The organism is Actinoplanes sp. NPDC026623 (genome assembly GCF_040638275.1).
Taxonomy (GTDB): domain Bacteria; phylum Actinomycetota; class Actinomycetes; order Mycobacteriales; family Micromonosporaceae; genus Actinoplanes.
In genome coordinates, this window is record NZ_JBEZXZ010000151.1 from 1 (window position 1) to 22,067 (window position 22,067).

Annotated in this window: 23 protein-coding genes; 17 read left to right on the forward strand and 6 right to left on the reverse strand. The window is 73.7% G+C overall.

Going from position 1 to position 22,067, the window contains the following annotated elements:
• Positions 1-185: 185 nt before the first annotated feature.
• Genes AB0F10_RS32630 through AB0F10_RS32640 form a run of 3 tightly spaced genes read right to left on the reverse strand, consistent with a single transcriptional unit; the run spans position 186 to position 2,637 of the window.
• A complete protein-coding gene (locus AB0F10_RS32630; protein ID WP_360633825.1) occupies positions 186-1,904 on the reverse strand; it encodes an urease subunit alpha in 1,719 nt (572 codons plus the stop codon).
• Complete coding sequence (locus AB0F10_RS32635) at positions 1,901-2,338, reverse strand: urease subunit beta (protein WP_360633828.1); 438 nt, start codon at positions 2,336-2,338, stop codon at positions 1,901-1,903. Before AB0F10_RS32635 ends, AB0F10_RS32630 begins: the two co-directional genes overlap by 4 nt.
• Positions 2,335-2,637, reverse strand: a complete 303-nt coding sequence (locus AB0F10_RS32640) for an urease subunit gamma (protein WP_360633831.1) — start codon at positions 2,635-2,637, stop codon at positions 2,335-2,337. The genes AB0F10_RS32635 and AB0F10_RS32640 overlap by 4 nt, the downstream gene beginning before the upstream one ends.
• Positions 2,638-2,834: 197 nt before the next feature.
• Here AB0F10_RS32640 and AB0F10_RS32645 point away from each other — a divergent pair, with 197 nt between their 5' ends.
• Positions 2,835-3,236: a hypothetical protein gene (locus AB0F10_RS32645; RefSeq protein ID WP_360633834.1), complete on the forward strand. Its 402-nt coding sequence runs from the start codon at positions 2,835-2,837 to the stop codon at positions 3,234-3,236.
• Here the strand turns inward: AB0F10_RS32645 and AB0F10_RS32650 are convergent.
• From AB0F10_RS32650 to AB0F10_RS32660, 3 genes are read right to left on the reverse strand one after another with little or no spacing between them, the layout of a single operon-like run.
• The gene (locus AB0F10_RS32650) at positions 3,224-3,601 is read right to left on the reverse strand and encodes a RidA family protein (RefSeq protein WP_360633837.1); all 378 of its coding nucleotides are present in this window, start codon (positions 3,599-3,601) and stop codon (positions 3,224-3,226) included. The genes AB0F10_RS32645 and AB0F10_RS32650 overlap by 13 nt on opposite strands.
• Positions 3,601-4,827: an amidohydrolase/deacetylase family metallohydrolase gene (locus AB0F10_RS32655; protein WP_360633840.1), complete on the reverse strand. Its 1,227-nt coding sequence runs from the start codon at positions 4,825-4,827 to the stop codon at positions 3,601-3,603. The genes AB0F10_RS32650 and AB0F10_RS32655 overlap by 1 nt, the downstream gene beginning before the upstream one ends.
• Positions 4,824-6,119 (reverse strand): transcriptional regulator, encoded by a 1,296-nt coding sequence (locus AB0F10_RS32660; protein WP_360633843.1) that lies wholly within the window; start codon positions 6,117-6,119, stop codon positions 4,824-4,826. Before AB0F10_RS32660 ends, AB0F10_RS32655 begins: the two co-directional genes overlap by 4 nt.
• A gap of 93 nt (positions 6,120-6,212) precedes the next feature.
• Between AB0F10_RS32660 and AB0F10_RS32665 the strand changes: the two genes are divergently transcribed.
• The 16 genes from AB0F10_RS32665 to AB0F10_RS32740 all read left to right on the forward strand — a co-directional run.
• Positions 6,213-7,379, forward strand: coding sequence for an alanine racemase (locus AB0F10_RS32665; RefSeq protein WP_360633846.1), 1,167 nt, complete (start codon positions 6,213-6,215; stop codon positions 7,377-7,379).
• Between the two features lie 30 nt (positions 7,380-7,409).
• Entirely contained in the window at positions 7,410-8,999 is a 1,590-nt protein-coding gene (locus tag AB0F10_RS32670) for a beta-N-acetylhexosaminidase (RefSeq protein WP_360633849.1), read from the forward strand.
• Positions 9,000-9,077: 78 nt separating this feature from the next.
• Positions 9,078-9,545: a hemerythrin domain-containing protein gene (locus AB0F10_RS32675; RefSeq protein ID WP_360633852.1), complete on the forward strand. Its 468-nt coding sequence runs from the start codon at positions 9,078-9,080 to the stop codon at positions 9,543-9,545.
• Positions 9,546-9,610: 65 nt separating this feature from the next.
• On the forward strand, positions 9,611-9,973 hold the full coding sequence (locus AB0F10_RS32680; RefSeq protein WP_360633856.1) for a hypothetical protein: 363 nt from the start codon (positions 9,611-9,613) through the stop codon (positions 9,971-9,973).
• Positions 9,970-10,905, forward strand: coding sequence for a hypothetical protein (locus tag AB0F10_RS32685; RefSeq protein ID WP_360633859.1), 936 nt, complete (start codon positions 9,970-9,972; stop codon positions 10,903-10,905). The genes AB0F10_RS32680 and AB0F10_RS32685 overlap by 4 nt, the downstream gene beginning before the upstream one ends.
• A gap of 70 nt (positions 10,906-10,975) precedes the next feature.
• The gene (locus tag AB0F10_RS32690; protein ID WP_360633862.1) at positions 10,976-13,033 is read left to right on the forward strand and encodes an NADPH-dependent 2,4-dienoyl-CoA reductase; all 2,058 of its coding nucleotides are present in this window, start codon (positions 10,976-10,978) and stop codon (positions 13,031-13,033) included.
• Positions 13,034-13,057: 24 nt separating this feature from the next.
• A complete protein-coding gene (locus tag AB0F10_RS32695; protein WP_360633865.1) occupies positions 13,058-13,873 on the forward strand; it encodes a crotonase/enoyl-CoA hydratase family protein in 816 nt (271 codons plus the stop codon).
• A 58-nt stretch (positions 13,874-13,931) separates the two neighbouring features.
• Positions 13,932-14,501, forward strand: a complete 570-nt coding sequence (locus tag AB0F10_RS32700; RefSeq protein WP_360633868.1) for a PadR family transcriptional regulator — start codon at positions 13,932-13,934, stop codon at positions 14,499-14,501.
• Positions 14,502-14,652: 151 nt separating this feature from the next.
• A complete protein-coding gene (locus tag AB0F10_RS32705) occupies positions 14,653-15,405 on the forward strand; it encodes a hypothetical protein (protein ID WP_360633871.1) in 753 nt (250 codons plus the stop codon).
• A gap of 62 nt (positions 15,406-15,467) precedes the next feature.
• The gene (gene aspS, locus AB0F10_RS32710) at positions 15,468-17,270 is read left to right on the forward strand and encodes an aspartate--tRNA ligase (protein ID WP_360633874.1); all 1,803 of its coding nucleotides are present in this window, start codon (positions 15,468-15,470) and stop codon (positions 17,268-17,270) included.
• A gap of 60 nt (positions 17,271-17,330) precedes the next feature.
• Complete coding sequence (locus tag AB0F10_RS32715; RefSeq protein WP_360633891.1) at positions 17,331-18,008, forward strand: hypothetical protein; 678 nt, start codon at positions 17,331-17,333, stop codon at positions 18,006-18,008.
• A 51-nt stretch (positions 18,009-18,059) separates the two neighbouring features.
• Positions 18,060-18,641, forward strand: a complete 582-nt coding sequence (locus AB0F10_RS32720; protein ID WP_360633877.1) for a helix-turn-helix domain-containing protein — start codon at positions 18,060-18,062, stop codon at positions 18,639-18,641.
• Complete coding sequence (locus tag AB0F10_RS32725; protein ID WP_360633880.1) at positions 18,638-19,912, forward strand: MFS transporter; 1,275 nt, start codon at positions 18,638-18,640, stop codon at positions 19,910-19,912. The genes AB0F10_RS32720 and AB0F10_RS32725 overlap by 4 nt, the downstream gene beginning before the upstream one ends.
• 77 nt (positions 19,913-19,989) lie before the next feature.
• Positions 19,990-20,202 (forward strand): hypothetical protein, encoded by a 213-nt coding sequence (locus AB0F10_RS32730; RefSeq protein WP_360633883.1) that lies wholly within the window; start codon positions 19,990-19,992, stop codon positions 20,200-20,202.
• Between the two features lie 78 nt (positions 20,203-20,280).
• Positions 20,281-21,777: a replication-associated recombination protein A gene (locus AB0F10_RS32735; protein WP_360633886.1), complete on the forward strand. Its 1,497-nt coding sequence runs from the start codon at positions 20,281-20,283 to the stop codon at positions 21,775-21,777.
• Positions 21,774-22,067, forward strand: a 294-nt coding sequence (locus AB0F10_RS32740) for a hypothetical protein (protein ID WP_360633889.1), incomplete at its 3' end; no start/stop codon positions are given. The genes AB0F10_RS32735 and AB0F10_RS32740, both read left to right, overlap by 4 nt.

Genomic DNA, 22,067 nt, shown 5'->3' on the forward strand with positions numbered 1-22,067 from the left:
CGTCCGCCAGCACCAGCAGGGACGCCAGGCTCACGCCGGCCCGCCCCGTCCGCCGGCGCGGTGGCGCGGCGGTCCGATGTGCTGACCCGGCGCGCCCCGGCGGGCACCCGGCCGGCGGCGCGGCCGCGGGGCGAGCGGCTCGCCGGTGACGCGCCGACCCATCGGGGACCGGTGGGATGCGGGCATCAGAACAGGAAGTAACGCTGGGCCATGGGCAGCTCCGTCACCGGGTCCGGCTCGACGACCTCGCCGTCGATGCGGACGGTGAACGTGTCCGGCTCCACCTCGATGCGGGGCAGCGCGTCGTTGCGCGGCATGTCCGCCTTGCCGACCGATCGCGTGTCGGACACCGGCACCAGCGCCCGCTTGACGCCGATCCGGTCGCCGAGCAGGGCGTCGATCGCGGCCGGCGCCACGAACGCCACCGACGTCGCCGACGGCACCACCCCGTACGCGCCGAACATCGGGCGGGGCAGCATCGGCTGCGGTGTCGGTATCGAGGCGTTGGCGTCGCCCATCTGCGCCGAGGCGATCATGCCGCCCTTGATCACCAGGGCCGGCCGGACGGCGAAGAACGCCGGGTCCCAGAGGACCAGGTCCGCCAGCTTGCCCGGCTCGACCGAGCCGACCTGCTCCGCCATGCCGTGCGCGACCGCCGGGCAGATCGTGTACTTGGCCACGTACCGCTTCGCGCGCTCGTTGTCCGCGCGCCCGTCGCCGGGCAGGCTGCCGCGGCGGGCCTTCATCACGTGCGCGGTCTGCCAGGTGCGGATGATCACCTCGCCGACGCGGCCCATCGCCTGCGAGTCCGAGCCGATCATCGAGATCGCGCCGAGGTCGTGCAGCAGGTCCTCGGCCGCCATCGTGGACGGCCGGATCCGGCTCTCCGCGAACGCCAGGTCCTCGGGGACCGCCGAGTTCAGGTGGTGGCAGACCATCAGCATGTCGAGGTGCTCGCTGAGGGTGTTGCGGGTGTAGGGCCGGGTCGGGTTCGTCGACGACGGCAGCACGTGCGGGTGCGAGGCGACCGTGATGATGTCCGGCGCGTGCCCGCCGCCCGCCCCCTCGGTGTGGTACGCGTGAATCGACCGTCCCGCGATCGCCCGCAGCGTCTCCTCGACGAAGCCGGCCTCGTTGAGGGTGTCCGTGTGAATGGCCACCTGCACGCCCGAGGCGTCGGCCACCCGCAGCGCCGCGTCGATGACCGCGGGCGTGGTGCCCCAGTCCTCGTGCAGCTTGAAGCCGCCCGCGCCGCCGCGCAACTGCTCCCACATGGACTCCTGCGACATCGTGTTGCCCTTGCCGAGCAGCAGCACGTTGACCGGGCGCTGGTCCATCGACTCGAGCATCCGGGCCAGGTGCCAGGCGTTCGGGGTGACCGTGGTGGCCTTGGTCCCCTCGGCCGGTCCGGTGCCGCCGCCGACGATCGTGGTGATGCCGGAGGCCAGCGCGGTGTCCAGGATGGTCGGGCTGATCAGGTGCACGTGGCTGTCGATCGCGCCCGCGGTGAGGATCCTGCCGTTGCCGGCGATGATCTCGGTGCCGGGGCCGATCACCAGGTCCGGGTGGACCCCGTCCATGGTGTCGGGGTTGCCGGCCTTGCCGAGCGCAACGATCCGGCCGTCGCGGATGCCGACGTCGGCCTTGACGATGCCCCAGTGGTCGAGCACCACCGCGCCGGTGATCACCGTGTCCGGGGTGCCCTCGGCGCGGGTGGCGCGGGACTGGCCCATGGACTCGCGGATGACCTTGCCGCCGCCGAAGACGACCTCGTCGCCGGGGTGCGGTCCGGCGCTGCGGTCCTCCTCGATCTCGATCAGCAGATTGGTGTCGGCGAGCCGGATCCGGTCGCCGGCGGTGGGGCCGTAGAGGGCGGCGTAGCGCCCGCGGTCGAGGGTGCTCACCGGGGGCTCCCGTTCGACGGTTGTTCCGCCTCAGCGGTCCCGTCCGCGTCGTCGTCGTCGGCAGCGTCGGCGGAGGCGGCGGAGGAGGCAGAGGGGGAGCCGGCGGCGGCCGGGGCCGCGGCGGGGTCGAGCGGACCGCCGGCCAGGCCGCGCAGGCCGGGCACGATCCGGTTGCCGGTGAAGGGCACCAGGTCGACGTCGCGGGGCAGGCCCGGCTCGAAGCGCACCGAGGTGCCGGCGGGCACCGCCAGCCGGTGCCCCCAGGCGGCGTCCCGGTCGAAGTCGAGGGCCGCGTTGGACTCGGCGAAGTGGTAGTGCGAGCCGACCTGCACGGGCCGGTCGCCGGTGTTGCGCACCGTCAGCGAGCGCACCGGGCGCCCGGCGTTGATGGTGATGTCGCCGTCCCCGGCGAGGATCTCCCCGGGCACGATCATGAGATCGGCCCGTGCACGGTGACCAGCTTGGTGCCGTCCGGGAAGGTCGCCTCGACCTGCACCTCGGCGAGCATCTCCGGCACGCCGTCCATGACGTCCTCGCGGCCGAGCACGCGGCGCCCGGCGTCCATGAGATCGGCCACCGTCCGGCCGTCGCGGGCGCCCTCGAGCAGGAAGGCGGTGATGATCGCTGTCGCCTCGGGGTGGTTGAGGCGCAGGCCCCGCTCCCGCCGGCGCCGCGCCACGTCGGCCGCGACGTGGATGAGCAGGCGTTCCTGCTCGTGCTGACTGAGGAACAAACGAACCTCCCCTGATCGAGTGATGCTCGCAGCCCGACGTTTCCGGCGTGTTACCCGCAGCGTTGTTCTTGATCAAACCGATCAGACCACGACAAGGGCGCAAACCCGGGCGACCACGCCAGCCAAGTGTCCCTGTTGATGCGGTCCGGTGCCGACCGATACCGCCGGTGCGGCGGATGGGGCATCCTGGATCGAGGATGGACACCGACGGGTCCCGATCGGAGATCCCCCGCGGCCGGGCGGTGGAGCGTGTCGCCCTGCCCGCGGGGCCGGCGCGTGACCTGCGGGACGCGGTGTACCGGCTGTACGCGGAGGCGGACTGTCCCCGGCTGGACGACCTGGCCCGGGCGATCGCGGCGGCCGACGACCTGCCCGGCTCGCCGAAGAAGGACCTGCGGGCGCTCGCCGGGGACGCGGCGGGCGCCGAGGCCCTGTTCGTGCAGGCGGTCAACCGGGGCGACGCCGACGCGCTGTTCGGCCTGATCTGGCTACGGGAGCGGGCCGGCGACACCGACGGCGCCCGCCGGATCTGGGCGTACGGGCTGACCGGGTCCGCCGGGCTCGCGACCGGCCTGGAATTCGGGCCTCAGGCGGTGTAGAGGACGGCGTCGATCTCGATGTCGAAGCCCACCAGCGGCACCGGCAACGTGGTGCGTACCGGCAGGTGGTCGCCCTTGATGTACTGCGGGTAGATCTCGTTGAGCTCCGCGAAGTCGGCGAAGTCGCGCAGGTAGACGCCGACCCGGACGGCCTGGTCGAGGCTGCTGCCCGCGGCCCGCGCCACGGCCTCCAGGTTGCGGAACGCGGCGTGCGCCTGCTCGGCGAAGGTGCCCGTCACCCGGGTGCCGTCCGGCAGGGCCGGGATGGCGCCGGCCAGATAGACGGTGTCGCCGGCGACGACGGCGTGCGAGTACGGGCCGCCGACGGGCGCGGCCTGGTCGGTGACGATGGCGTGCTTGGGCATCAGGAACTCCTGGTGGGTCGGGGAAACTGTTCGGTAAGACCGTCCGCGCCGACCAGCGGCGCGACGAGCAGATTGCGCACCTCGCGTTCGCGCCGGTCGAGGGCGGCGCGCTGTGCGGGGGTGAGCGGGATCCACGGCGCCGCCGGTGCCGGCAGCCGGGGGACGAGGCGGCGGCCGGCGACGTACGTCGCCTCGTTGACCAGCCGCAGCGGGGCGTGCCGGACCTGGCGGTGCGCGTCCACCACCTCGAACGACCCTTCCTCGATCCGGAACACCGCGACGTCGGCGGGCGCGCCCACCTCCAGGGTGCCGCCGGGCAGGCGGAGGGCGCGGGCCGGGCCGGCCGTCGCCGCGGCGATGACCTCGGTCAGCGGGAGGCCGGCGGCCAGCAGCTTGGCCATCGTCGTCGGCAGGTCGAAGACGGGCCCGTGCACCGAGCGGGCGTGCAAGTCGGTGGAGACCGTGTCCGGCCCCAGCCCCGCCGCGATCTGCTCCTCCAGCACGTCGAAGGCGAACCCGCCCGAGCCGTGCCCGATGTCGAGCAGCACGCCCCGCTCCCGGGCCGCGTGCACGGCCCGGCCCAGCGGCGCCGCGATGCCGCTGGCGCAGTGCGTGACGATGTCGCCCGGGCGCAGCAGGCCCAGGACCTCGTCGAGCCGGGGTGGCGCCGTACCGATGTGGACCATGACCGGGAGGTCGCAGGCGTCGCCGACCGCGAGGCCGCGGCGCAGCGGCTCGACGCCGTTCTCGCCGACCGTCTCGCGGTCGATGCGGACCTTGACGCCGCGGATCAGTTCGCGGTTGGCCAGCACGGTGTCGATGGCGAGGCCGGTATCGCAGGCGGCCAGGTCGCGGCTCTCGCCGGTGCGCCCGGCCAGCCCCACCGCGGAGATGTTGAGCAGCACCGGCACCCGCACGGCCGCCCCGGCGACGGCCCGCCGCAGCCCGTCCAGGGTGTACGCACCGGCCGAGCCGGCATCGACCCAGGTGGTGACCCCGGAGTACCAGGCGATCGGGTCGGGCTCGATGCCCCAGTAGCCGGGACCGACGTGGGTGTGCAGGTCGATCAGGCCGGGCGTGACCAGCAGCCCGGTGACGTCGACGACGGTGTGCGCGTCGCGGGGCAGCCCGGGGCCGGCCGCCGCGATCCGGCCGCCGGAGATCGCGAGGTCCCCGGGCCCGGTGCCGTAGAGGTCGCCGCCGGTCAGCAGCAGGTCGTGGCTCATGTGGACGGGTCCTTTCCGGTCGGGCCGGCGTCGAGGGCCGCGGCGATGGACAGCCGGTAGAGCCGGGAGGGCCGGCCCCGGCGGTGCACCTGGGAGCTGCCGTCGCCGACGGCCAGCCGGGACTCGCCGAGCTTGCGGATCAGCCGCCGCCCGCTCGGGTCGGTGATGCCCAGGGCGCGGGCCAGGTCGCTGGGGGAGACCGCCCGGCCGGCCAGGGAGCGTTCGATCGCGGCGAGCCGGGACAGCGTCGCCGGGCTGAGCCCGACCCGCCCGGCCAGCGCCTCGATCCCGCCGTGCTCGCGGTAGGTGTATGCCAGCGGCGGCCCGGAGGCGCCCATCGGCCCGATCATCGCGCCGTTGTCGGAGATCAGGTAGGCGCCCGGATCGGCGTCCTGCCCGGCCCGGTCGGCAGCCTTCTCGGCCAGCGCCACGCAGACCCGGGCCGAGTCGCCCAGGCCGAAGCCGGCCACCGCGCGTACGCCGAGATTGTCGCGGGCCGCGGCGAGCAGGGGCAGGCCGGTCCAGTGGCGGGTGGCCGCCTCGAAGAGCGCGGCGTGCGCGAGGACGACGACCCCGCGCCGCCCCCGGTCGTCGATCCAGGCGTCCGCGAACTCGGGGGTGTCGCGCAGCAGGCGCGCCAGCCCGGCGCTCTCGCCGGGCCCGGCGATCAGGAACACCCCGGCGGCGAGGCGCCGGCCGTCGGCTCGCCGGCCGTGGATCCGCAGCGCGAGCTCGTGCAGGTCGGCCCGGATCGTGCCGGCGGTGGCCGGCGCGCCCAGCACCGCGACCGTGCCGTCGAGGGCCGCGGCGACCCCGGTGCGCCCGCTGATCACGTAGCGGGCGCCGGTCCGGGCCAGGTGCTCGCGGTGGAAGGCGACGACGTCGGCGACGGGCTGGTCCGCCTCGAACGGCAGGCACGCGATCGCCGTGCGGTCCAGGTCGAGCGCGTCCGCCACCTCGTCGACGGTCTCCCGGGTGAACGTGTCGATGCTGACCGGGGTGGCGGGCCAGCCGTTGCCGCGGGCCCGGGACCAGGCCAGCGCGAGGTCGAGGGCGGCCGATCTGGTGATCGCGACCGGCAGGCCCGGCGGCAGCAGATCCCGGGAGCGCGCGTACGGGACCAGCCCGAGCAGCAGCCCGTCCGGGCCCGCGCGCAGCAGCTCGGCGACCCGGTCGCGGATCTGGTCCTCGTGCTCGTAGACGGCGAAGGCGAACGTGACGCCGGACAGATTCCGGGCCGCCTCCTCGAAGCGGGCGCGATGGCCGGCGTGCAGCACCAGGCCGATCATCATCGCCGCACCCACCCGTTCGACAGTGGTAGTTCGTAATTGGTCCGTAGTAGCGTGCGCGAAAGCTCCAACGCGGTCAAGCCTGAGGAGACCGACATGACCCTCGACATCCCCGACGAGCTCATCGACTGGCGGGCCAAGGGCTTCTGGCTGCCCTTGGGCGAGGTGACGGTGCGTGACTTCGTCGCCGCCCGGCACTCGCTCTTCGACGGCTCCTTCACCTGGCCGCTGCTCGTGGTCCGGGACTCGGCGGTGCGGGCGAACATCGCGACGATGGCCGGGTACGCGGACCGGCACGGCTTCTCCTTCGCGCCGCACGCCAAGACGACGATGGCGCCGACGCTGCTGGACGCCCAGCTCGCGGCCGGGGCGTGGGCGCTGACCGTGGCGACCGCGAGCCAGGCCCTGGTGCTGCGCCGGCTCGGCGTGCCCCGGGTGCTGATCGCCAACCAGGTGCTGGATCCCACGGCGCTGCGCTGGCTGGCGGCCGAGGCGGCCCGGGGCTGGGAGGTGTTCGTGCAGGTCGATTCGGTGGCGGCGGTCGAGGCGGTCGCCGCCGCGGGCGGGCTGGCGGTGCTTGTCGAGCTCGGTCACGCGGGCGGGCGCACCGGCTGCCGCACCGTCGAGGAGGCGCTGGCCGTGGCCCGGGCGGCGGCCGCCGCGCCAGGGGTCGGCCTCGCCGGGGTCACCGCGTACGAGGGCGGGCTGCCGGACGCGGACGCGGTCGATGAACTGCTCGCCACCCTGGCCGCGGCGGCGCGGGCGATGACCGGGCTGCTCGGCGCCGAGGTGCTCGTGTCGGCCGGCGGCAGCGCGTGGTTCGACCGGGTGATCAAGGCGCTGGCGGGACAGTGGCTCGACGGGCACCGGGTCCGTGCCGTGCTGCGCAGCGGCGCCTCGGTCACCCACGACGACGGCTTCTACGCCGAGCGGACGCCGTTCAACCGCGAGCCGGAGCAGGGCACCCTCGCCGCGGCGCTGGAGCTGTGGGCGCAGGTGCTGTCCACGCCGGAGCCGGGGCTGGCGATCGTCGGGATGGGCAAGCGGGACGCGCCCTTCGACGAGGGCCTGCCCACGGCCCAGGGGCTGACCGTGACCAGGCTGAACGACCACCACGCGTACGTGACCGGCGGCGCGGTCGCCGTGGGTGACCTCGTCCGGTTCGGGCTGTCGCATCCCTGCACCGCGTTCGACAAGTGGCGGTTCATTCCGGTGGTGGACGACGCCGACGTGGTCGTGGACGTGCTGCACACGTACCTCTAAACGAGCCATTTACGAACTACTGGAGGCGCCGTGATCCCGCTACCGGTTTCAGTGACCCGCCGGACCGGCGGCTTCGCCCTGAGCGGGACGGATCCGATCGCCGCCGAACCCGGGCTGGAGGGGGTCGCCGCCTGGCTGCGCGGCCTCATCCCGGCCGGCGGCATCGGCCTGCGGCTCGGTGCCGACCTGCCGCCGGAGGGCTACGTCCTGGACGTTTCCGCGCGGGGCGCCGAGATCCGCGGCGGCTCCCCGGCGGGCGTCTTCTACGGCGCGCAGACGCTGCGGCAACTCCTGCCCGCGGCCACGCTGCGGCCACACCGCGGCGGCGGCCCGCCGCTCGTGCCGGCGGTGCGGATCGAGGACGCGCCACGCTTCGCCTGGCGCGGGGTGCTGCTCGACGTTGCCCGGCACTTCATGCCGGTCGCCGGCGTGCTGCGCTTCATCGATCTGGCCGCGTTCCACAAGCTCAACGTGCTGCACCTGCACCTGACCGACGACCAGGGCTGGCGGGTCGAGGTGCCCGGCCTGCCCCGGCTCACCTCGGTGGGCGCGTGGCGCGCGGAGTCGATGCTGGGCTCGCGGATCCACGGCCGCTACGACGCCCGCCCGCACGGCGGCTTCTACACCGCGGACGACCTGCGGGAGATCGTCGCGTACGCCGCCGAGCGGCACGTCACCGTCGTGCCCGAGATCGACATGCCCGGCCACATGCAGGCCGCCATCGCCGCCTATCCGGAGCTGGGCAGCGGCGCCGCCCGCGAGGTGCGCACCTCCTGGGGGATCTCGAAGCACGTCCTCAACGTCCGCGAGGAGACCCTCGACTTCTGCCGCGAGGTGCTCGATCACGTCTGCGCGATCTTCCCGAGCGAGCTGATCGGCATCGGCGGCGACGAGTGCCCGGCCGACGAGTGGAACGACCCGGCCGCCCGCGAGCGGATCGCGGCGGAGGGCCTGGCCGGCCCGGCCGGCCTGCAGGCCTGGTTCACCGCCCGGATGGCCGAGCACCTGGCGAGCCGGGGCCGGCGGGTGTTCGGCTGGGACGAGATCCTCGCCGGCGGCGCGCCCGCCGGCGCCACCATCGCCGCCTGGCGCGGCACGGAGCCGGCCGTGCTCGCCGCCCGGTCCGGCCACGACGTGGTCTCCTGCCCGGACAACTCGGCCTACCTCGACTACCGCCAGTCCGACGACCCGGGCGAGCCCACCCCGGTCGGCACCCTGCTGACCCTCGCCGACGTGTACGCCTTCGAGCCGGTACCGGCGGGCCTCACCGACCGGGAGGCCGAGCGGATCATCGGCGCGCAGGCGAACGTCTGGACCGAGCACATGGAGTCGCAGCGCCGCGTCGACTACCAGACCTACCCGCGGCTGTGCGCCCTGGCCGAGGTGGCGTGGGGCCCGCGGCGGCGCGACCTCGCGGACTTCGAGGCCCGGCTGGGCCCGCACCTCGGTCGCCTGGACGCGCTCGGGGTCGGCTACCGGCCGCCGTCCGGGCCGCGCCCCGGCGACGCCCGGCCCGGCGCGCCGGGCCACCCCCGGGACCTGGCCGACCGGCTCGCCGAGGTGCACGAGATGACGGCGGACCTGCGGGCGCCGCGCTTGACGCCGAAAGCGGGCGCCTGATCGGATGATCGGCAGCGTCGCAGTGCACCCGGCTAACAGGCCGCCGCGGGCATGGAGGCGCCGGACCATGGGACACCCGTGCACAACGACTTCGGCGAGTACGCCCGCTTCCTGGCGTACGGAAATCAAATGATCGAGGTTCACGCCGACCTGCGCGACCGGCTGGCCGACCTGCGCGAGGGCGTCGTCCCCGAGCGCGACCTGGCCGCGCACTGCCTGACCTTCTGCGCCGCGGTGACCCGGCACCACACCGGCGAGGACACGAGCGTGTTCCCCGTGCTCGCCGAGCGCCACCCCGAGCTGCGGGATTTCCTGGCTGCACTCGTCCGCGACCATCGCATGATCGCCCATCTGCTGGCCGGGGTGGACGCGGCGGCACGCAGGCTCGACGGCGAGGCGGACCACGAACGGGTGGCGTGGATCCAGCGCGAGCTGGACGGGCTCGCCGCGATCCTGGAGACCCACTTCATCGGCGAGGAGAAGCGGCTCGTGGCCGTCCTGAACGCCATCGACCCGTCCGTGGGATTGACCGGCCTCGTGGGGTAGAACGTACAGTTTCGACAGCACTCAGTGCTTAGAACATAGCTCTACGTGACTAGGTGGGTGTCCGTGTGAGTGCTTCGGAACTGCGGGACCAGACGCTCAAGCGCCAGCGGGAGCTGGCCGCCCGGCATGCGGTGCTGAGCCGCCTCGTGCCGGAGCAGGAGCGCCACGCCGACCAGCTCGTCCGGGTCTTCGACGCCACGAACGACCTCATCGCGGTGCTGGACCGGGTGGACGCGCGCTCCGCGCGGCGCCGCATGCTGACGGCCATCGCGCTGCTCGGCCTGGTCGTCGTGCTCGCCGTTCTGGTCGCCGCCGGCCTGCTGCCCGCGTACGGGTTGATCGCGGCGCTCGCGCTGCTCGTGGCGGCGGTCGCCGTCTGGACCGCCGCCCGGGGCCTCGCCGCCGATCAGCGGGAGGTCGCCCCGTGAGCAACCTCGACGAACAGACCGACCTGGCCCGGGTCGCGGACGGGCTGCGCAGCGAGTTCCGCCGGCGGATCGCCGTGCTGCGGGGCCAGCTGATCGATCAGATCCAGCAGGCGAGCGAGGTCGCCGAGCAGCGGGCCCGGGAACTGGAGGCCCGTCTCGACGCCGGTGAGGTGCGGCTGGGCGAGCTGCGCGGGGCCCGGCAGGCGGTCGCCCGGCTCAGCGGCGAGATCCATCTCATCGAGGGGCGGCTGCGCCTCGAGCACGGCGTGCTGCCGATCGACCTGGACGAGGTCTCGCCGGTTCTCGAGCCGCTGGTCGCGGTGGTGCGCGAGGCCGAGGACCTCCGATCCACCATCCTGGACGACGAGAGCAGGGCGGCGTACACCGAGCGGATCACCGCGTACGAGGAATTGGAGAAGGGTGTGGAGGCCGGCCGGGAGCTGGCGCTCGACGCCAGCCGGGCGCTCGCCGCCGAGCGGGCCGGCCGGCGCGCGTTCCGCCGGGCCGCGGCGGCGTACCGGCGGGAGCGGGAGCGGCTGCGCGCGCAGACCGAGGAGCTGCGCACCACCCAGGCCGGCTGCGAGGCCGCCCGGGAGGCGCTGGCACAGGACGCCGTCCAGCGGCAGCTGTACCGGTCGCATCGCGGCACGAAGGCGGCCGAGGAGCTCGCGGTGCACGTGCAGGACCGCATCGACGCCGCGGTCGGCGCGCACGCGCTGTTCCCGGCCTGGTTCACGATCACCGACCTCGGCCATCGGCCGCCGGCCGCCCGGGCCGCGCAGTGGCGGGTCGTGGCGACCCAGGTCGTGCTCTACCGGATGACCTACCGGGTCACGCATCCGGTGCTGGCCCTGGGCCCGGAGCCCGAGGGCGGCCACCGCGCCGGACGGCACGCCGCCATCCTCACCGCGCTGGGCCGTCTCGCCGAGTAGGCATAGTCACTTTTTTTACTATACATTTTTTTGTATATTGGCCTCCGCCGGTGTTTCCGAGGGGAGTCCGATGACGACGAGCGTGGACGGTGCCGCCGACCGGTACCCGACGTTGCTGAGCCCGCTGGACCTGGGCCACACGGTGCTGCGCAACCGGGTGGTGATGGGCTCCATGCACACCAAGCTCGAGGACCGGGCGCGCGACCTGCCCAAGCTGGCGGCCTTCTTCGCCGAGCGCGCCCGCGGCGGCGTCGCCCTGATGGTGACGGGCGGCTACGCACCGACGTGGCGCGGCTGGCTGGCGCCGTTCGGCAGCCGGATGACCCGCGAGAGCCACGCCGGCGCGCACCGCGTCGTGACCGACGCCGTGCACGAGCACGACGGCAAGATCCTGCTGCAGGTGCTGCACGCCGGCCGGTACTCCTACCACCCGTTCAGCCTGAGCGCGTCGGGCCGCAAGTCGCCGATCACGCCGTTCCGGCCGCGGGCGATGACGACCCGGCAGGTCGACCGGACCGCCACCGCCTTCGCCCGGGCCGCGTCGCTGGCCCGCCGCGGCGGCTACGACGGCGTGGAGATCATGGGCTCCGAGGGGTACCTGATCAACCAGTTCCTCGCCGCCCGCACGAACGACCGCGGCGACGCCTGGGGCGGCACGGCCGCGAAGCGGATGCGGTTCCCGCTGGAGATCGTCCGGCGCACCCGGGACCTGGTCGGCGACGACTTCATCGTCCAGTACCGGATCAGCCTGCTCGACCTGGTCGACAACGCGCAGTCCTGGGAGGAGACCGCCGAGCTCGCCCTGGGGCTGCAGGAGGCCGGCGTGTCGATCCTCAACACCGGGATCGGCTGGCACGAGGCCCGGGTGCCGACGATCGTGACCTCGGTGCCGCCCGCGGCCTTCGCCTGGGTCACCGGCAAGCTCCGCAAGGAGGTGTCGATCCCGGTCGTCGCCTCCAACCGGATCAACAACCCCGAGGCCGCCGAGCACGTCCTCGCCTCCGGCGACGCCGACCTCGTCTCGATGGCCCGCCCGCTGCTGGCCGACGCGGAGTGGGTCGCCAAGACCGCGCAGCGGCGCGAGCGCGAGATCATCACCTGCATCGCCTGCAACCAGGCCTGCCTGGACCACACCTTCCGCAACCAGCGGGCCACCTGCATGCTCAACCCGCGCGCGGGCTTCGAGACCGAGCTGAAGCTGCTGCCCACCCGCACGGTCAAGCGGGTCGCGGTGGTCGGCGCCGGCCCGGCCGGGCTCGCCGCCGCGATCGAGCTGGCCGGCCGCGGCCACCGGGTCGAGCTGTTCGAGGCCGCGGACGCCATCGGCGGCCAGTTCCGGCTCGCCGCGCGGATCCCCGGCAAGGAGGAGTTCGCCCGCACCCTCGACTACTACCGCCACATGATCGGCGTCCGCGGCGTGACGCTCCACCTCGGCGTGCGCGCCACGGTGGCGGAACTGGCCGGCTTCGACGAGGTCGTCGTCGCCACCGGCGTACGCCCGCACGTGCCGGACATCCCCGGCGTCGAGCACCCGAAGGTCGTCACCTACCAGCAGCTCATCGGCGGCGACGCCACCGCCGGCGACCGGGTCGCGATCGTCGGGGCGGGCGGCATCGGCTTCGACGCGGGCGAGTTCCTGCTGCACGAGCCGAACGAGCCGCTCGAGCACTGGATGCGGCGCTGGGGTGTCGCCGACCCGCAGACCGCGCCCGGCGGCCTGGCCACCAAGGTGAAGGCGCCGCCCCGCCGGGAGGTCTACCTGCTGCAGCGCAAGGCGACCGCCCTCGGCAAGGGCCTGGGCAAGACCACCGGGTGGGTGCACCGCGCCACGCTGCAGGACGGCGGGGTCACGATGCTGCGCTCGGTGGAGTACCTCCGCGTCGATGACGACGGGCTGCACATCTCGGTGCCCGCCGACCCGCGCAACCCCAGGTCCGCCCGCGAGCGCCGGGTGCTCGAGGTGGACACGGTGGTGCTGTGCGCCGGGCAGACCTCCGTCCGCGACCTCGTCGCCCCGCTCGAGGAGCGCGGCGTCCGGGTGCACGTCATCGGCGGTGCCGACGTCGCCGCCGAGCTCGACGCCAAACGGGCGATCAAGCAGGCCACCGAGCTCGCCGCCGTCATCTGAGCAAGTCTTCTTTGGAGCCGAACGATGCAACAGGCCGCACCCGCCACCAAGCACGTGAGCACCCGGGTCGAGAACGGGATCGCACACGTGCGGCTCGACCGCCCGGACAAGCTCAACGCGCTCACCCTCGACACCCTTGACGACCTGATCCGCACCGCGCGGTGGCTGCGGCGCGACCGCACGCTGCGCGCCGTCGTGATCGCCGGCGAGGGCGAGTCGTTCACCTCCGGCCTGGACATCGCCGGGGTGCTGCGCACCCCCGGCCGCATCGTGCGGGCGTTCGTGCCGGTGCCGTGGCGCGGCACCAACACCTTCCAGGAGGCCTGCTGGGCCTGGCGGCGCATCCCGGTGCCCGTCATCGCGGCCGTGCACGGCCACTGCTACGGCGGCGGCGTCCAGATCGCCCTGGCCGCGGACCTGCGGTTCGCGACGCCCGGTTCGAAGTGGTCGGTGCTGGAGGGCAAGTGGGGGATCATCCCCGACATGACCGGCATCCGCAGCCTCACCGAGGTGGTCGGCATCGACGTCGCCAAGCGGCTCACCATGACCGCCGAGCGGATCAGCGGCACCGAGGCGCAGCGCCTCGGGCTGGTGACCGAGCTGCACGAGGACCCCGTCCGTGCCGCGACCGACTTCGCCGAGTCCCTGCTCAGCAGGTCGCCGGACGCGATCGCCGCGGCCAAGCGCCTGCTGAACGGCGCGCTGACCCGCAGCGCCCGCCGCACCTTCGCCCGGGAGCGGCGCGAACAGCTCCGGCTGCTCCGGCTGCCGAACACCGGCCTGCTCCGGCGCGCCGTGCAGACGAAGAGCACGCCCGAGTTCCGGCCCCGGGCCCGGTGACGCCGCGCGGCGTCCGCGGCCTCACGCGGGAATGACGAGCGGTCCGTAGGATGCGACCGTGGCACTGAGGAACGCGTTGCTGGCTGCCCTGATCGATCGCGAATCGTCGGGGTACGACCTCGCCAAGGAGTTCAGTGTCTCCGTCGCCAACTTCTGGACCGCGACGCCGCAGCAGCTCTACCGCGAGCTCGAGAAGATGCAGGCCGAGGGGCTGCTGTCGGCGCGCGTCGTCAAGCAGGAACGGCGGCCCGACAAGCGGCTCTTCTCCGTCACCGCGGCGGGGCGGGCCGCCCTCGGCGAGTTCACCCGGCGGGAGCCGAAGTCGACAACCGTCCGGGATGAACTCCTGGTCCAGGTCGAGGCGCTCGCCTACGCCGACGTCGGCTGCGTCCAGTCGTCGATCCGGTCCCGCATCGAGTCCAGCAGTCAGCGGCTCGCGGCGTACGAACGCAGCCTTGCCGACATCCTCGGCGACCGCACCGACGACGAGTTCCTCGCCACCGGCAGCCGGATCGGCCCCTACCTGACGCTGCACCGGGGCATCAGCTTCGAGCGCGAGAACATCGCCTGGGGGCGCCGCGCCCTCGACATCCTCGCGCGGCGCTACCCCGATTCCGCGGGTGGCTGACGCCGCGCGGTAATCCGTACCGGTGACCTCCCGATTTGGGGGATGGGCCGCGGCCGGTACGCGATCTTAAAGTGCTTCTATGCCGCTCTGCGGCGTTCTGCGCCCGATGGTGTGAGCGCACCCCTCGTCGCCATGTGAGCGGAGCCGTGCCATGTCCGTATTCCGTGCCGCCAATTCCACCACCGCCTGGCCGGCCCCGGCCGACCCCTACGACGACGGTCCGACCGAACGCCTCGCCTCCGCCGATTCGGACGGACCCGCCGAGCCGCCACCGCGCCGCGGCGTCGTCTTCGCCGTGCTGCTGGCGATGCTCGCGCTGCTCGTCTCCGCCGGATCGGGGCTGATCGCCTGGCGGGCGCTGGGCCGGGCCGACGAGGCCTTCACCCGGTCGTCGGCCGGTGCCTCCGCGCCGGTCACCACCTATACGGACGAGGAACTGCGGATCCAGGCCGGGTGCGGCACGACGACCTTCGTCGACCTGGACGAGCCGCGGGTGAACGTGGCGGCGGCGGCCGGGGATCTGCGCTTTGAGAGCCACTGCGAGCCGGACGCGGCGCCGCGGCTCGCGCCGGGGCCGGGCGCGGCGGCGGCCGGCCTGTCGAAGGACGCGGCCGCCGGGCAGGTGGGCTGCGCCGCCGCGATCAGCACCGCGGCGCTGGACGGTGCCACGACCGTCCCGGCGACCAAGGGCCTGATCCTGTGCATCCTCACCGGCCCGGGCGCCGCGCCCTCACCTTCCGCGGCGTCACCGTCAGTGGCGTCGCCCTCCGCGTCCGCGTCGGCCGCGTCCGCCATCGACGCCGGTGTCGGCGGGCCGGGCGTGCGGATGGTCCGGGTCGAGGTCACCGAGGTGACCGCCGACGGCACGGCGAACCTGCGGGCAACCTCGTGGGCCGTGCGGTGAGCGCGGGGCGTAGCTGACACAATGTCAGGTGCGCCCGTGAAATTCTGTGAGGAGACTCTTCCGTGATCCGTACCCATGACGCCGGTAGCCTGCGCGCGAGCCACGCCGGTCAGACGGTGACGCTCGCCGGGTGGGTCGCCCGCCGGCGCGACCACGGAGGCGTCATCTTCGTCGACCTGCGCGACGCCTCGGGCGTCGTGCAGGTGGTCTTCCGCGAGGAGGACGCCCACGCGCTGCGCAACGAGTTCTGCGTGCAGGTCACCGGCGAGGTCACCCAGCGCCCGGACGGCAACGAGAACCCCGAGCTGCCCACCGGCGCCATCGAGGTCACCGCCGCCGAGCTGGTCGTGCTCTCCGAGTCCGCGCCGCTGCCGCTGCCCGTCGACGACGCCATCACGGCCTCCGACGACCTGCGCCTCAAGTACCGCTACCTCGACTTGCGCCGCAGCGGCCCGGCGAACGCGCTGAAGCTGCGCAGCCGGGCCAACCAGATCGCCCGCGAGGTGCTGCACGCCCGCGACTTCAACGAGATCGAGACGCCGACCCTCACCCGGTCGACGCCCGAGGGTGCCCGCGACTTCCTGGTCCCGGTCCGCCTGCAGCCCGGCTCCTGGTACGCGCTGCCGCAGTCGCCGCAGCTGTTCAAGCAGCTGCTGATGGTCGCGGGCATGGAGCGCTACTACCAGATCGCCCGCTGCTACCGCGACGAGGACTTCCGCGCCGACCGGCAGCCCGAGTTCACCCAGCTCGACATCGAGATGTCCTTCGTGACCCAGGACGACATCATCGAGCTCGGCGAGGAGCTCGTCGTCAAGCTGTGGGGCGAGCTCGCCGATTACCAGGTGCAGACGCCGATCCCGCGGATCACCTGGACCGACGCGATGAACCGCTACGGCTCCGACAAGCCCGACCTGCGTTACGGCGTCGAGCTGACCGACCTGACCGACTACCTGCGCGGCACCGCGTTCCGCGTCTTCGCCGGCGCGATCGACGCCGGCGGCTACGTCGGCGCCGTGGTCATGCCCGGCGGCGCGGCGCAGACCCGCAAGGAGCTCGACGGCTGGCAGGACTGGGCCAAGGCCCGCGGCGCCCGGGGCCTGGCCTATGTGGTGCTCGACGCCGAGACCGGCGAGGCCCGCGGCCCGGTGGCCAAGAACCTGTCCGCCGAGCACCTGGCCGGGCTGGGCGACGCGGTCGGCGCCAAGCCGGGCGACGCCGTCTTCTTCGCCGCGGCGACCGAGCGGCGCGAGGCGCAGGAGCTGCTCGGCGCGGCGCGCATCGAGATCGCCAAGCGTTCCGGCCTGATCGACGCCTCGACGTGGGCGTTCTGCTGGGTCGTCGACGCGCCCATGTTCGAGAAGACGGACGAGGGCGGCTGGACGGCCGTGCACCACCCCTTCACCTCGCCGAACGACCAGTGGTTGGACAACTTCGAGGAGGCGCCGGACCGGGCGCTGGCCTACGCGTACGACATCGTCGTCAACGGCAACGAGATCGGCGGCGGCAGCGTCCGTATTCACCGCGGCGACGTGCAGAGCCGGGTCTTCGACCTGCTCGGCATCACCCCGGAGGAGGCGCAGGACAAGTTCGGCTTCCTGCTCGAGGCGTTCAAGTACGGCCCCCCGCCGCACGCCGGCATCGCGCTCGGCTGGGACCGCACCTGCATGCTGCTCTCCGGCAACGAGTCGATCCGCGAGGTCATCGCGTTCCCGAAGACCCGCGGCGGCTTCGACCCGCTGACCGGCGCGCCCACCCCGGTCACCGCGCAGCAGCGGCTGGAGGCGGGCATCGACGCCAAGCCGAAGCCCGGCACCGCGACGCCGGGCACGGACGGCGCCGCCGTACCGGTGAAGCACTCCAACTGATCGCTGCGGCCTGGCCGTACTGCCGTGCGGTCGGGCCGGGGCGATGATGTGCCGGTGGGCATGGAGGAGGACCCGGAGCGGCTGCCGTTCTGGCGGCGGTTCAGCGAGGGCGAGCGCCACTGGCCGTACGCCCTCGCGGTAGCGGCGATGATCGGGCTGCAGGTGGCCCTGCCGGACCGCTACAACCTCGGCGCGTGGTGGGCGCTGCCCGGCGTCGAGGTCATCATCGTGGTGCTGCTGGTGGCGGCGAACCCGCGCCGGCTGGAGCGCCGCACGCGCGCGCTGCGCCGGCTCAGCCTCATGCTGATCGCGGTCGCCAGTCTCGGCACCGCCTGGTCGGTCTTCCGGCTCGTCGAGGAGCTGACCAGCGGGCACGGCGCCGGGAGCGCGGCGGAGCTGCTGGGCAGCGGCGCCGCGATCTGGCTGATCAACGTGCTGACGTTCGCGGTCTGGTACTGGGAACTCGACCGGGGCGGGGCGCCGGCGCGGGCGGCCGGCACCGATCCGTACCCGGACTTCCTCTTTCCGCAGATGACCTCGCCCGGCATGGTGCCGGGGCACTGGCGGCCGCAGTTCGCCGACTATCTCTATCTGGCGTTCACCAACGCGACCGCGTTCAGCCCGACGGACACGCTGCCGCTGTCGCGCTGGGCCAAGTTGACGATGATGCTCGAGGCGGCGATCTCGCTGGTCACGGCTGCTTTGGTGATCGCGAAGGCGGTCAACGCCCTGGGCTGAGCGCTGCACAAGAAGCTTGCATAACTTGTATGCACAGGTAGTATGCAACTCATGGAACCCATTCAGGTTCATCTCGACAACAAGCAGATCCAGGTGCTCGCCCACCCGCTGCGGGCCCGGCTGCTCGGCCGGCTGCGGCTCGACGGCCCGGCCACCGCCACGAGGCTGGCCGAGGTGCTCGGCACCAACACCGGCGCGACCAGCTACCACCTGCGCCGGCTCGCCGACGTCGGGCTCGTCGCGGAGGAGCAGGGCGCCGGGCGCGGCCGCGAGCGCTGGTGGCGCGCGGAGCACGACGTGACCAGCTGGCAGCGCGACTCGTTCACCGGCGACCCGGACGCGGTCGCCGCCTCCGACTGGCTGGACGGCTTCGCCCTGCGGCAGTTCGTCGACCGCGTCGAGCGCTGGCGCGGCGTCCGCGCCGACGAGTCGCCCGAGTGGCGCGCCGCCGTGAGCTTCTCCGACTACCTGCTCAACCTCGGCGCCGAGCAGCTCACCGCCCTGGGCGCCGAGCTCGAGACGGTCGTCGAGCGATACCGCAGGCTCGGTGAGACCGACCCGGCGCCGGACGCCCGCCAGATCCTGTTCTATCTGTACGGCGTGCCGAGTGTGGAGCAAGGCGGGCAACCATGACCGCGCTCACCGCGAGTCAGGCCCGCCGCCGCTTCCTGGTGCTGCTCGCCCTGCGGTGGTTCCCGGTCGGCCTGATGATCCCGGTGGCCGTCCTGCTCCCGCTGGACCGCGGCCTCACCCTGGCCCAGTACGGCTCGGCCGCCGCCCTGCAGGGCATCACGGTCCTGCTGCTGGAGCTGCCGACCGGCGGGCTGTCCGACGCCATCGGCCGCCGCCCGGTCCTGCTGCTCGCCGGCGTCATCGAGCTCGTCGCGCTCTCGCTGCTGACGTTCGCCGACACGGTCCTGCTCTTCGTGATCTTCTTCCTCCTCCAGGGCGTCTTCCGGGCCCTGGACAGCGGCCCGCTCGAGGCCTGGTACGTCGACCGGGCGCTCGCCGCCGACGAGCACGCCGACATCGAGACCGGCCTGAGCCGCAGCGGCGTCGTGCTCGGCGTGGCCATCGCCGCGGGCGCCCTGGCGACCGGCGGCATCGTCGCGCTCGACCCGTCCGGCGCGATCCCGGCGCTGAGCCTGCCCGTCTACCTGGCGCTGATCCTGCAGATGGTCTCGCTCGTCGCCGTAGCGGTCCTGATGACCGAGCAGCGCGCGGGCCGGGGCGTGGCCGCGCTGGCCGACTCCGTGCGCGGGGTGCCGGCCGCGATCGGCGGCGCGCTGGGCCTGCTGCGCCGCTCCCGGATCATCGTGGCGCTCGTCGCCGTGGAGATCTTCTGGGGCTTCGGCATGGTCGGTTTCGAGAGCCTGACGCCGGTCCGGCTCGCCGAGGTGGTCGGCGACGCCGGCCGGGCGTCGGCGCTGATGGGCCCGGTGGGGTCGCTCGCCTGGCTGTCCTCGGCGCTGGGTGCGGCGTTGATCCCGCTGCTCACCCGCCGGATCGGCGCGCCGTGGACCGGCTTCACGCTGCGCATCCTGCAGGGCGTGACCGCGGTCGGCCTGGCGCTGTTCGCCGGGCCCGCCGGGATCATCGCGTCCTATCTGATCTGCTACACGGTGCACGGCGCGGCGAGCCCGGTGCACAACGCCCTGCTGCACCGGCAGGTCGAGGGCCCCTACCGGGCGAGCCTGCTCTCGCTGAACTCGATGGTCGCCCAGCCGGCCGGCGCGCTCGGCCTGGTCGCGCTGACCGCGATCGCCTCCGCCGCGAGCCTGCAGGTCTCGCTGCTGGTCGCCGCGGCGGTGCTGGCGGTGGCGGCGCCGCTCTACCTGGTCGCCCGCGGCGCCGGCGCAGCCCGGCCCGCGCCGGCGTCGGCGCTGGCACCGACGACGCCCTGAGCGGGCGGCGGAGTTTACCCACGACCACCCCGGGGGTATCAGCATCATCAAGAGCTCTCAGCCCCCCGGAGGAATCCATGCTGGCCATCGCCGCCGCCGTCGTCTTCGGCATCTACCTGCTGCTCGACCTGCTCGACGTCCGGAACACCGACCTGTTCAACTTCCCCACGTTCGCGTCGCTCGGACTGCTGCTGCTCTCCCTCTACCTGGCCGGCGTGGGCTCGGGCCCGCGCACCGGCACGGGCGGCTCCAGCCGCCGCTTCTACGGCCGTCGCCCCGGCCGCGGCTGATCACCCGATTCCGGCACTCGGCCCGCCTTTCGGTGCATTTCCGGCACCCGGGGGCGGGCCGGTACTGTCGTTGCCGACATGGAATTCGACGGACTCTTCCCCCTGAACGAGCCGGGTGGCGTCCGCACCGCGCCACCGGCCGGTGCGGAGTCCGCCGGCTTCACCAGCTGGTCGGCCGACTCGCCGCTGCCGGTCCGGATGCGCCCGTCCGGCCTGGACGAGCTCGTCGGCCAGCAGCATCTGCTCGCGCCCGGCGCCCCGCTGCGCCAGCTGGTCACCGGCACCACGCCGATGTCGGTGATCCTGTGGGGGCCGCCCGGCACCGGCAAGACCACGATCGCGCACCTCGTCGCCGGGGCCACCGACCGCCGATTCGTCGCGATGTCGGCGCTGACCGCCGGGGTCAAGGACGTCCGGGCGGTCATCGACACGGCCCGCCGCCAGCGCCGCGCCGGCGGCCCGCCGACCGTGCTGTTCATCGACGAGGTGCACCGCTTCAGCAAGACCCAGCAGGACTCGCTGCTCTCGGCCGTCGAGGACCGCACGGTGACGCTGCTGGCGGCGACCACCGAGAACCCCTACTTCTCCGTCATCTCACCGCTGCTCTCCCGCTGCGTGCTGCTCACCCTGCAGGCCCTCGAGGAGGACGACGTGCGGCAGCTCATCCGCCGCGCGGTCACCGATCCGCGCGGCCTGGGCGCGGCGGTCACGCTCACCGCCGAGGCCGAGGACCATCTGGTACGCCTGGCCGGCGGCGACGTCCGCAAGGCGCTGACCGCGCTCGAGGCGGCCGCCGGGTCCGCGCAGGCGCAGCAGGCGACCGAGATCGACCTTGCCACCGCGGAACAGGCGGTCGACATGGCCGCGGTCCGATACGACCGCGACGGCGACGCCCACTACGACGTGACCAGCGCGTTCATCAAGAGCATGCGCGGCTCCGACCCGGACGCGGCGCTGCACTGGCTGGCCCGGATGCTGGTCGCGGGGGAGGACCCCCGGTTCATCGCCCGGCGCATCGTGATCTTCGCGAGCGAGGACGTCGGCATGGCCGACCCACAGGCGCTGCTGGTCGCCACGGCGGCCGCCCAGGCGGTCCAGTCGGTGGGCCTGCCGGAGGCGCAGCTCAACCTGGCGCAGGCCGTGGTGCACCTGGCGACGGCCCCGAAGTCCAACAGCGTGACGACCGCGCTCGGCGCGGCGCTGGCCGACGTGCGCGCCGGCCGCGGCGGTGCCGTCCCGCCGGCGCTGCGCGACTCGCACTACGCTGGCTCGCGTGGCCTTGGTCACGGCGCGGGCTACCGCTATCCACACGACGACCCCAAGGGTGTTGTTAGGCAGCAGTATGTGCCGGATGATCTGATCGGCGTCGACTACTACGACCCGACGGACCACGGTGCGGAGCGCGCGGTCGGCGAGCGGTTGCCCCGCCTGCGCAGAATCGTCCGGGGGCCGTCCTACCAGGGGCCGCCGGCCGGCAGTGCCTCGTCCACGGGCGGGAGTAAGGCGAACGGCCCGTCCGCAGGCGGGCCCAAGGCGAACGACAGCGGCGTAGCCGCCGGAGAGGACCAGCCGTGAGCAGGCGCGGTGCCGACAGGCCCGACGACGACGCCGAACAGGCCGGCAAGAGCCGCCGCCTCTTCGGTCGCGGCCGGCCGGAGCCCGTCGAGCCTGTCGAGGTGCCCCGCGAGGAGACCGGCTGGCTCGACGACCTGCGCAGCGCCAAGGAGGAGCGCTCGGCGATCGGCCCCGGCGCCGCCGAGGCGCGCACCAGCAAGAGCGGCCGCCGGGCCCCGGGCCCGGACGACCCGATCGACGACTCGCCGTTCCCGGTCGCGCCCCGCTCCCCGGCCGGGCCGCCCTCCTCG

Bases quoted from the DNA above. Each gene is read 5' to 3' on its own strand.
- AB0F10_RS32695 (WP_360633865.1), top strand. From the start codon at position 13,058: ATGCAACAGGCCGCACCCGCCACCAAGCACGTGAGCACCCGGGTCGAG.
- AB0F10_RS32730 (WP_360633883.1), top strand. From the start codon at position 19,990: ATGCTGGCCATCGCCGCCGCCGTCGTCTTCGGCATCTACCTGCTGCTC.
- AB0F10_RS32650 (WP_360633837.1), bottom strand. From the start codon at position 3,601: ATGCCCAAGCACGCCATCGTCACCGACCAGGCCGCGCCCGTCGGCGGC.
- AB0F10_RS32635 (WP_360633828.1), bottom strand. From the start codon at position 2,338: ATGATCGTGCCCGGGGAGATCCTCGCCGGGGACGGCGACATCACCATC.
- AB0F10_RS32720 (WP_360633877.1), top strand. From the start codon at position 18,060: ATGGAACCCATTCAGGTTCATCTCGACAACAAGCAGATCCAGGTGCTC.
- AB0F10_RS32705 (WP_360633871.1), top strand. From the start codon at position 14,653: ATGTCCGTATTCCGTGCCGCCAATTCCACCACCGCCTGGCCGGCCCCG.
- AB0F10_RS32725 (WP_360633880.1), top strand. From the start codon at position 18,638: ATGACCGCGCTCACCGCGAGTCAGGCCCGCCGCCGCTTCCTGGTGCTG.
- AB0F10_RS32660 (WP_360633843.1), bottom strand. From the start codon at position 6,119: ATGATGATCGGCCTGGTGCTGCACGCCGGCCATCGCGCCCGCTTCGAG.
- AB0F10_RS32690 (WP_360633862.1), top strand. From the start codon at position 10,976: ATGACGACGAGCGTGGACGGTGCCGCCGACCGGTACCCGACGTTGCTG.
- AB0F10_RS32645 (WP_360633834.1), top strand. From the start codon at position 2,835: ATGGACACCGACGGGTCCCGATCGGAGATCCCCCGCGGCCGGGCGGTG.
- AB0F10_RS32735 (WP_360633886.1), top strand. From the start codon at position 20,281: ATGGAATTCGACGGACTCTTCCCCCTGAACGAGCCGGGTGGCGTCCGC.
- AB0F10_RS32655 (WP_360633840.1), bottom strand. From the start codon at position 4,827: ATGAGCCACGACCTGCTGCTGACCGGCGGCGACCTCTACGGCACCGGG.
- AB0F10_RS32715 (WP_360633891.1), top strand. From the start codon at position 17,331: ATGGAGGAGGACCCGGAGCGGCTGCCGTTCTGGCGGCGGTTCAGCGAG.
- AB0F10_RS32665 (WP_360633846.1), top strand. From the start codon at position 6,213: ATGACCCTCGACATCCCCGACGAGCTCATCGACTGGCGGGCCAAGGGC.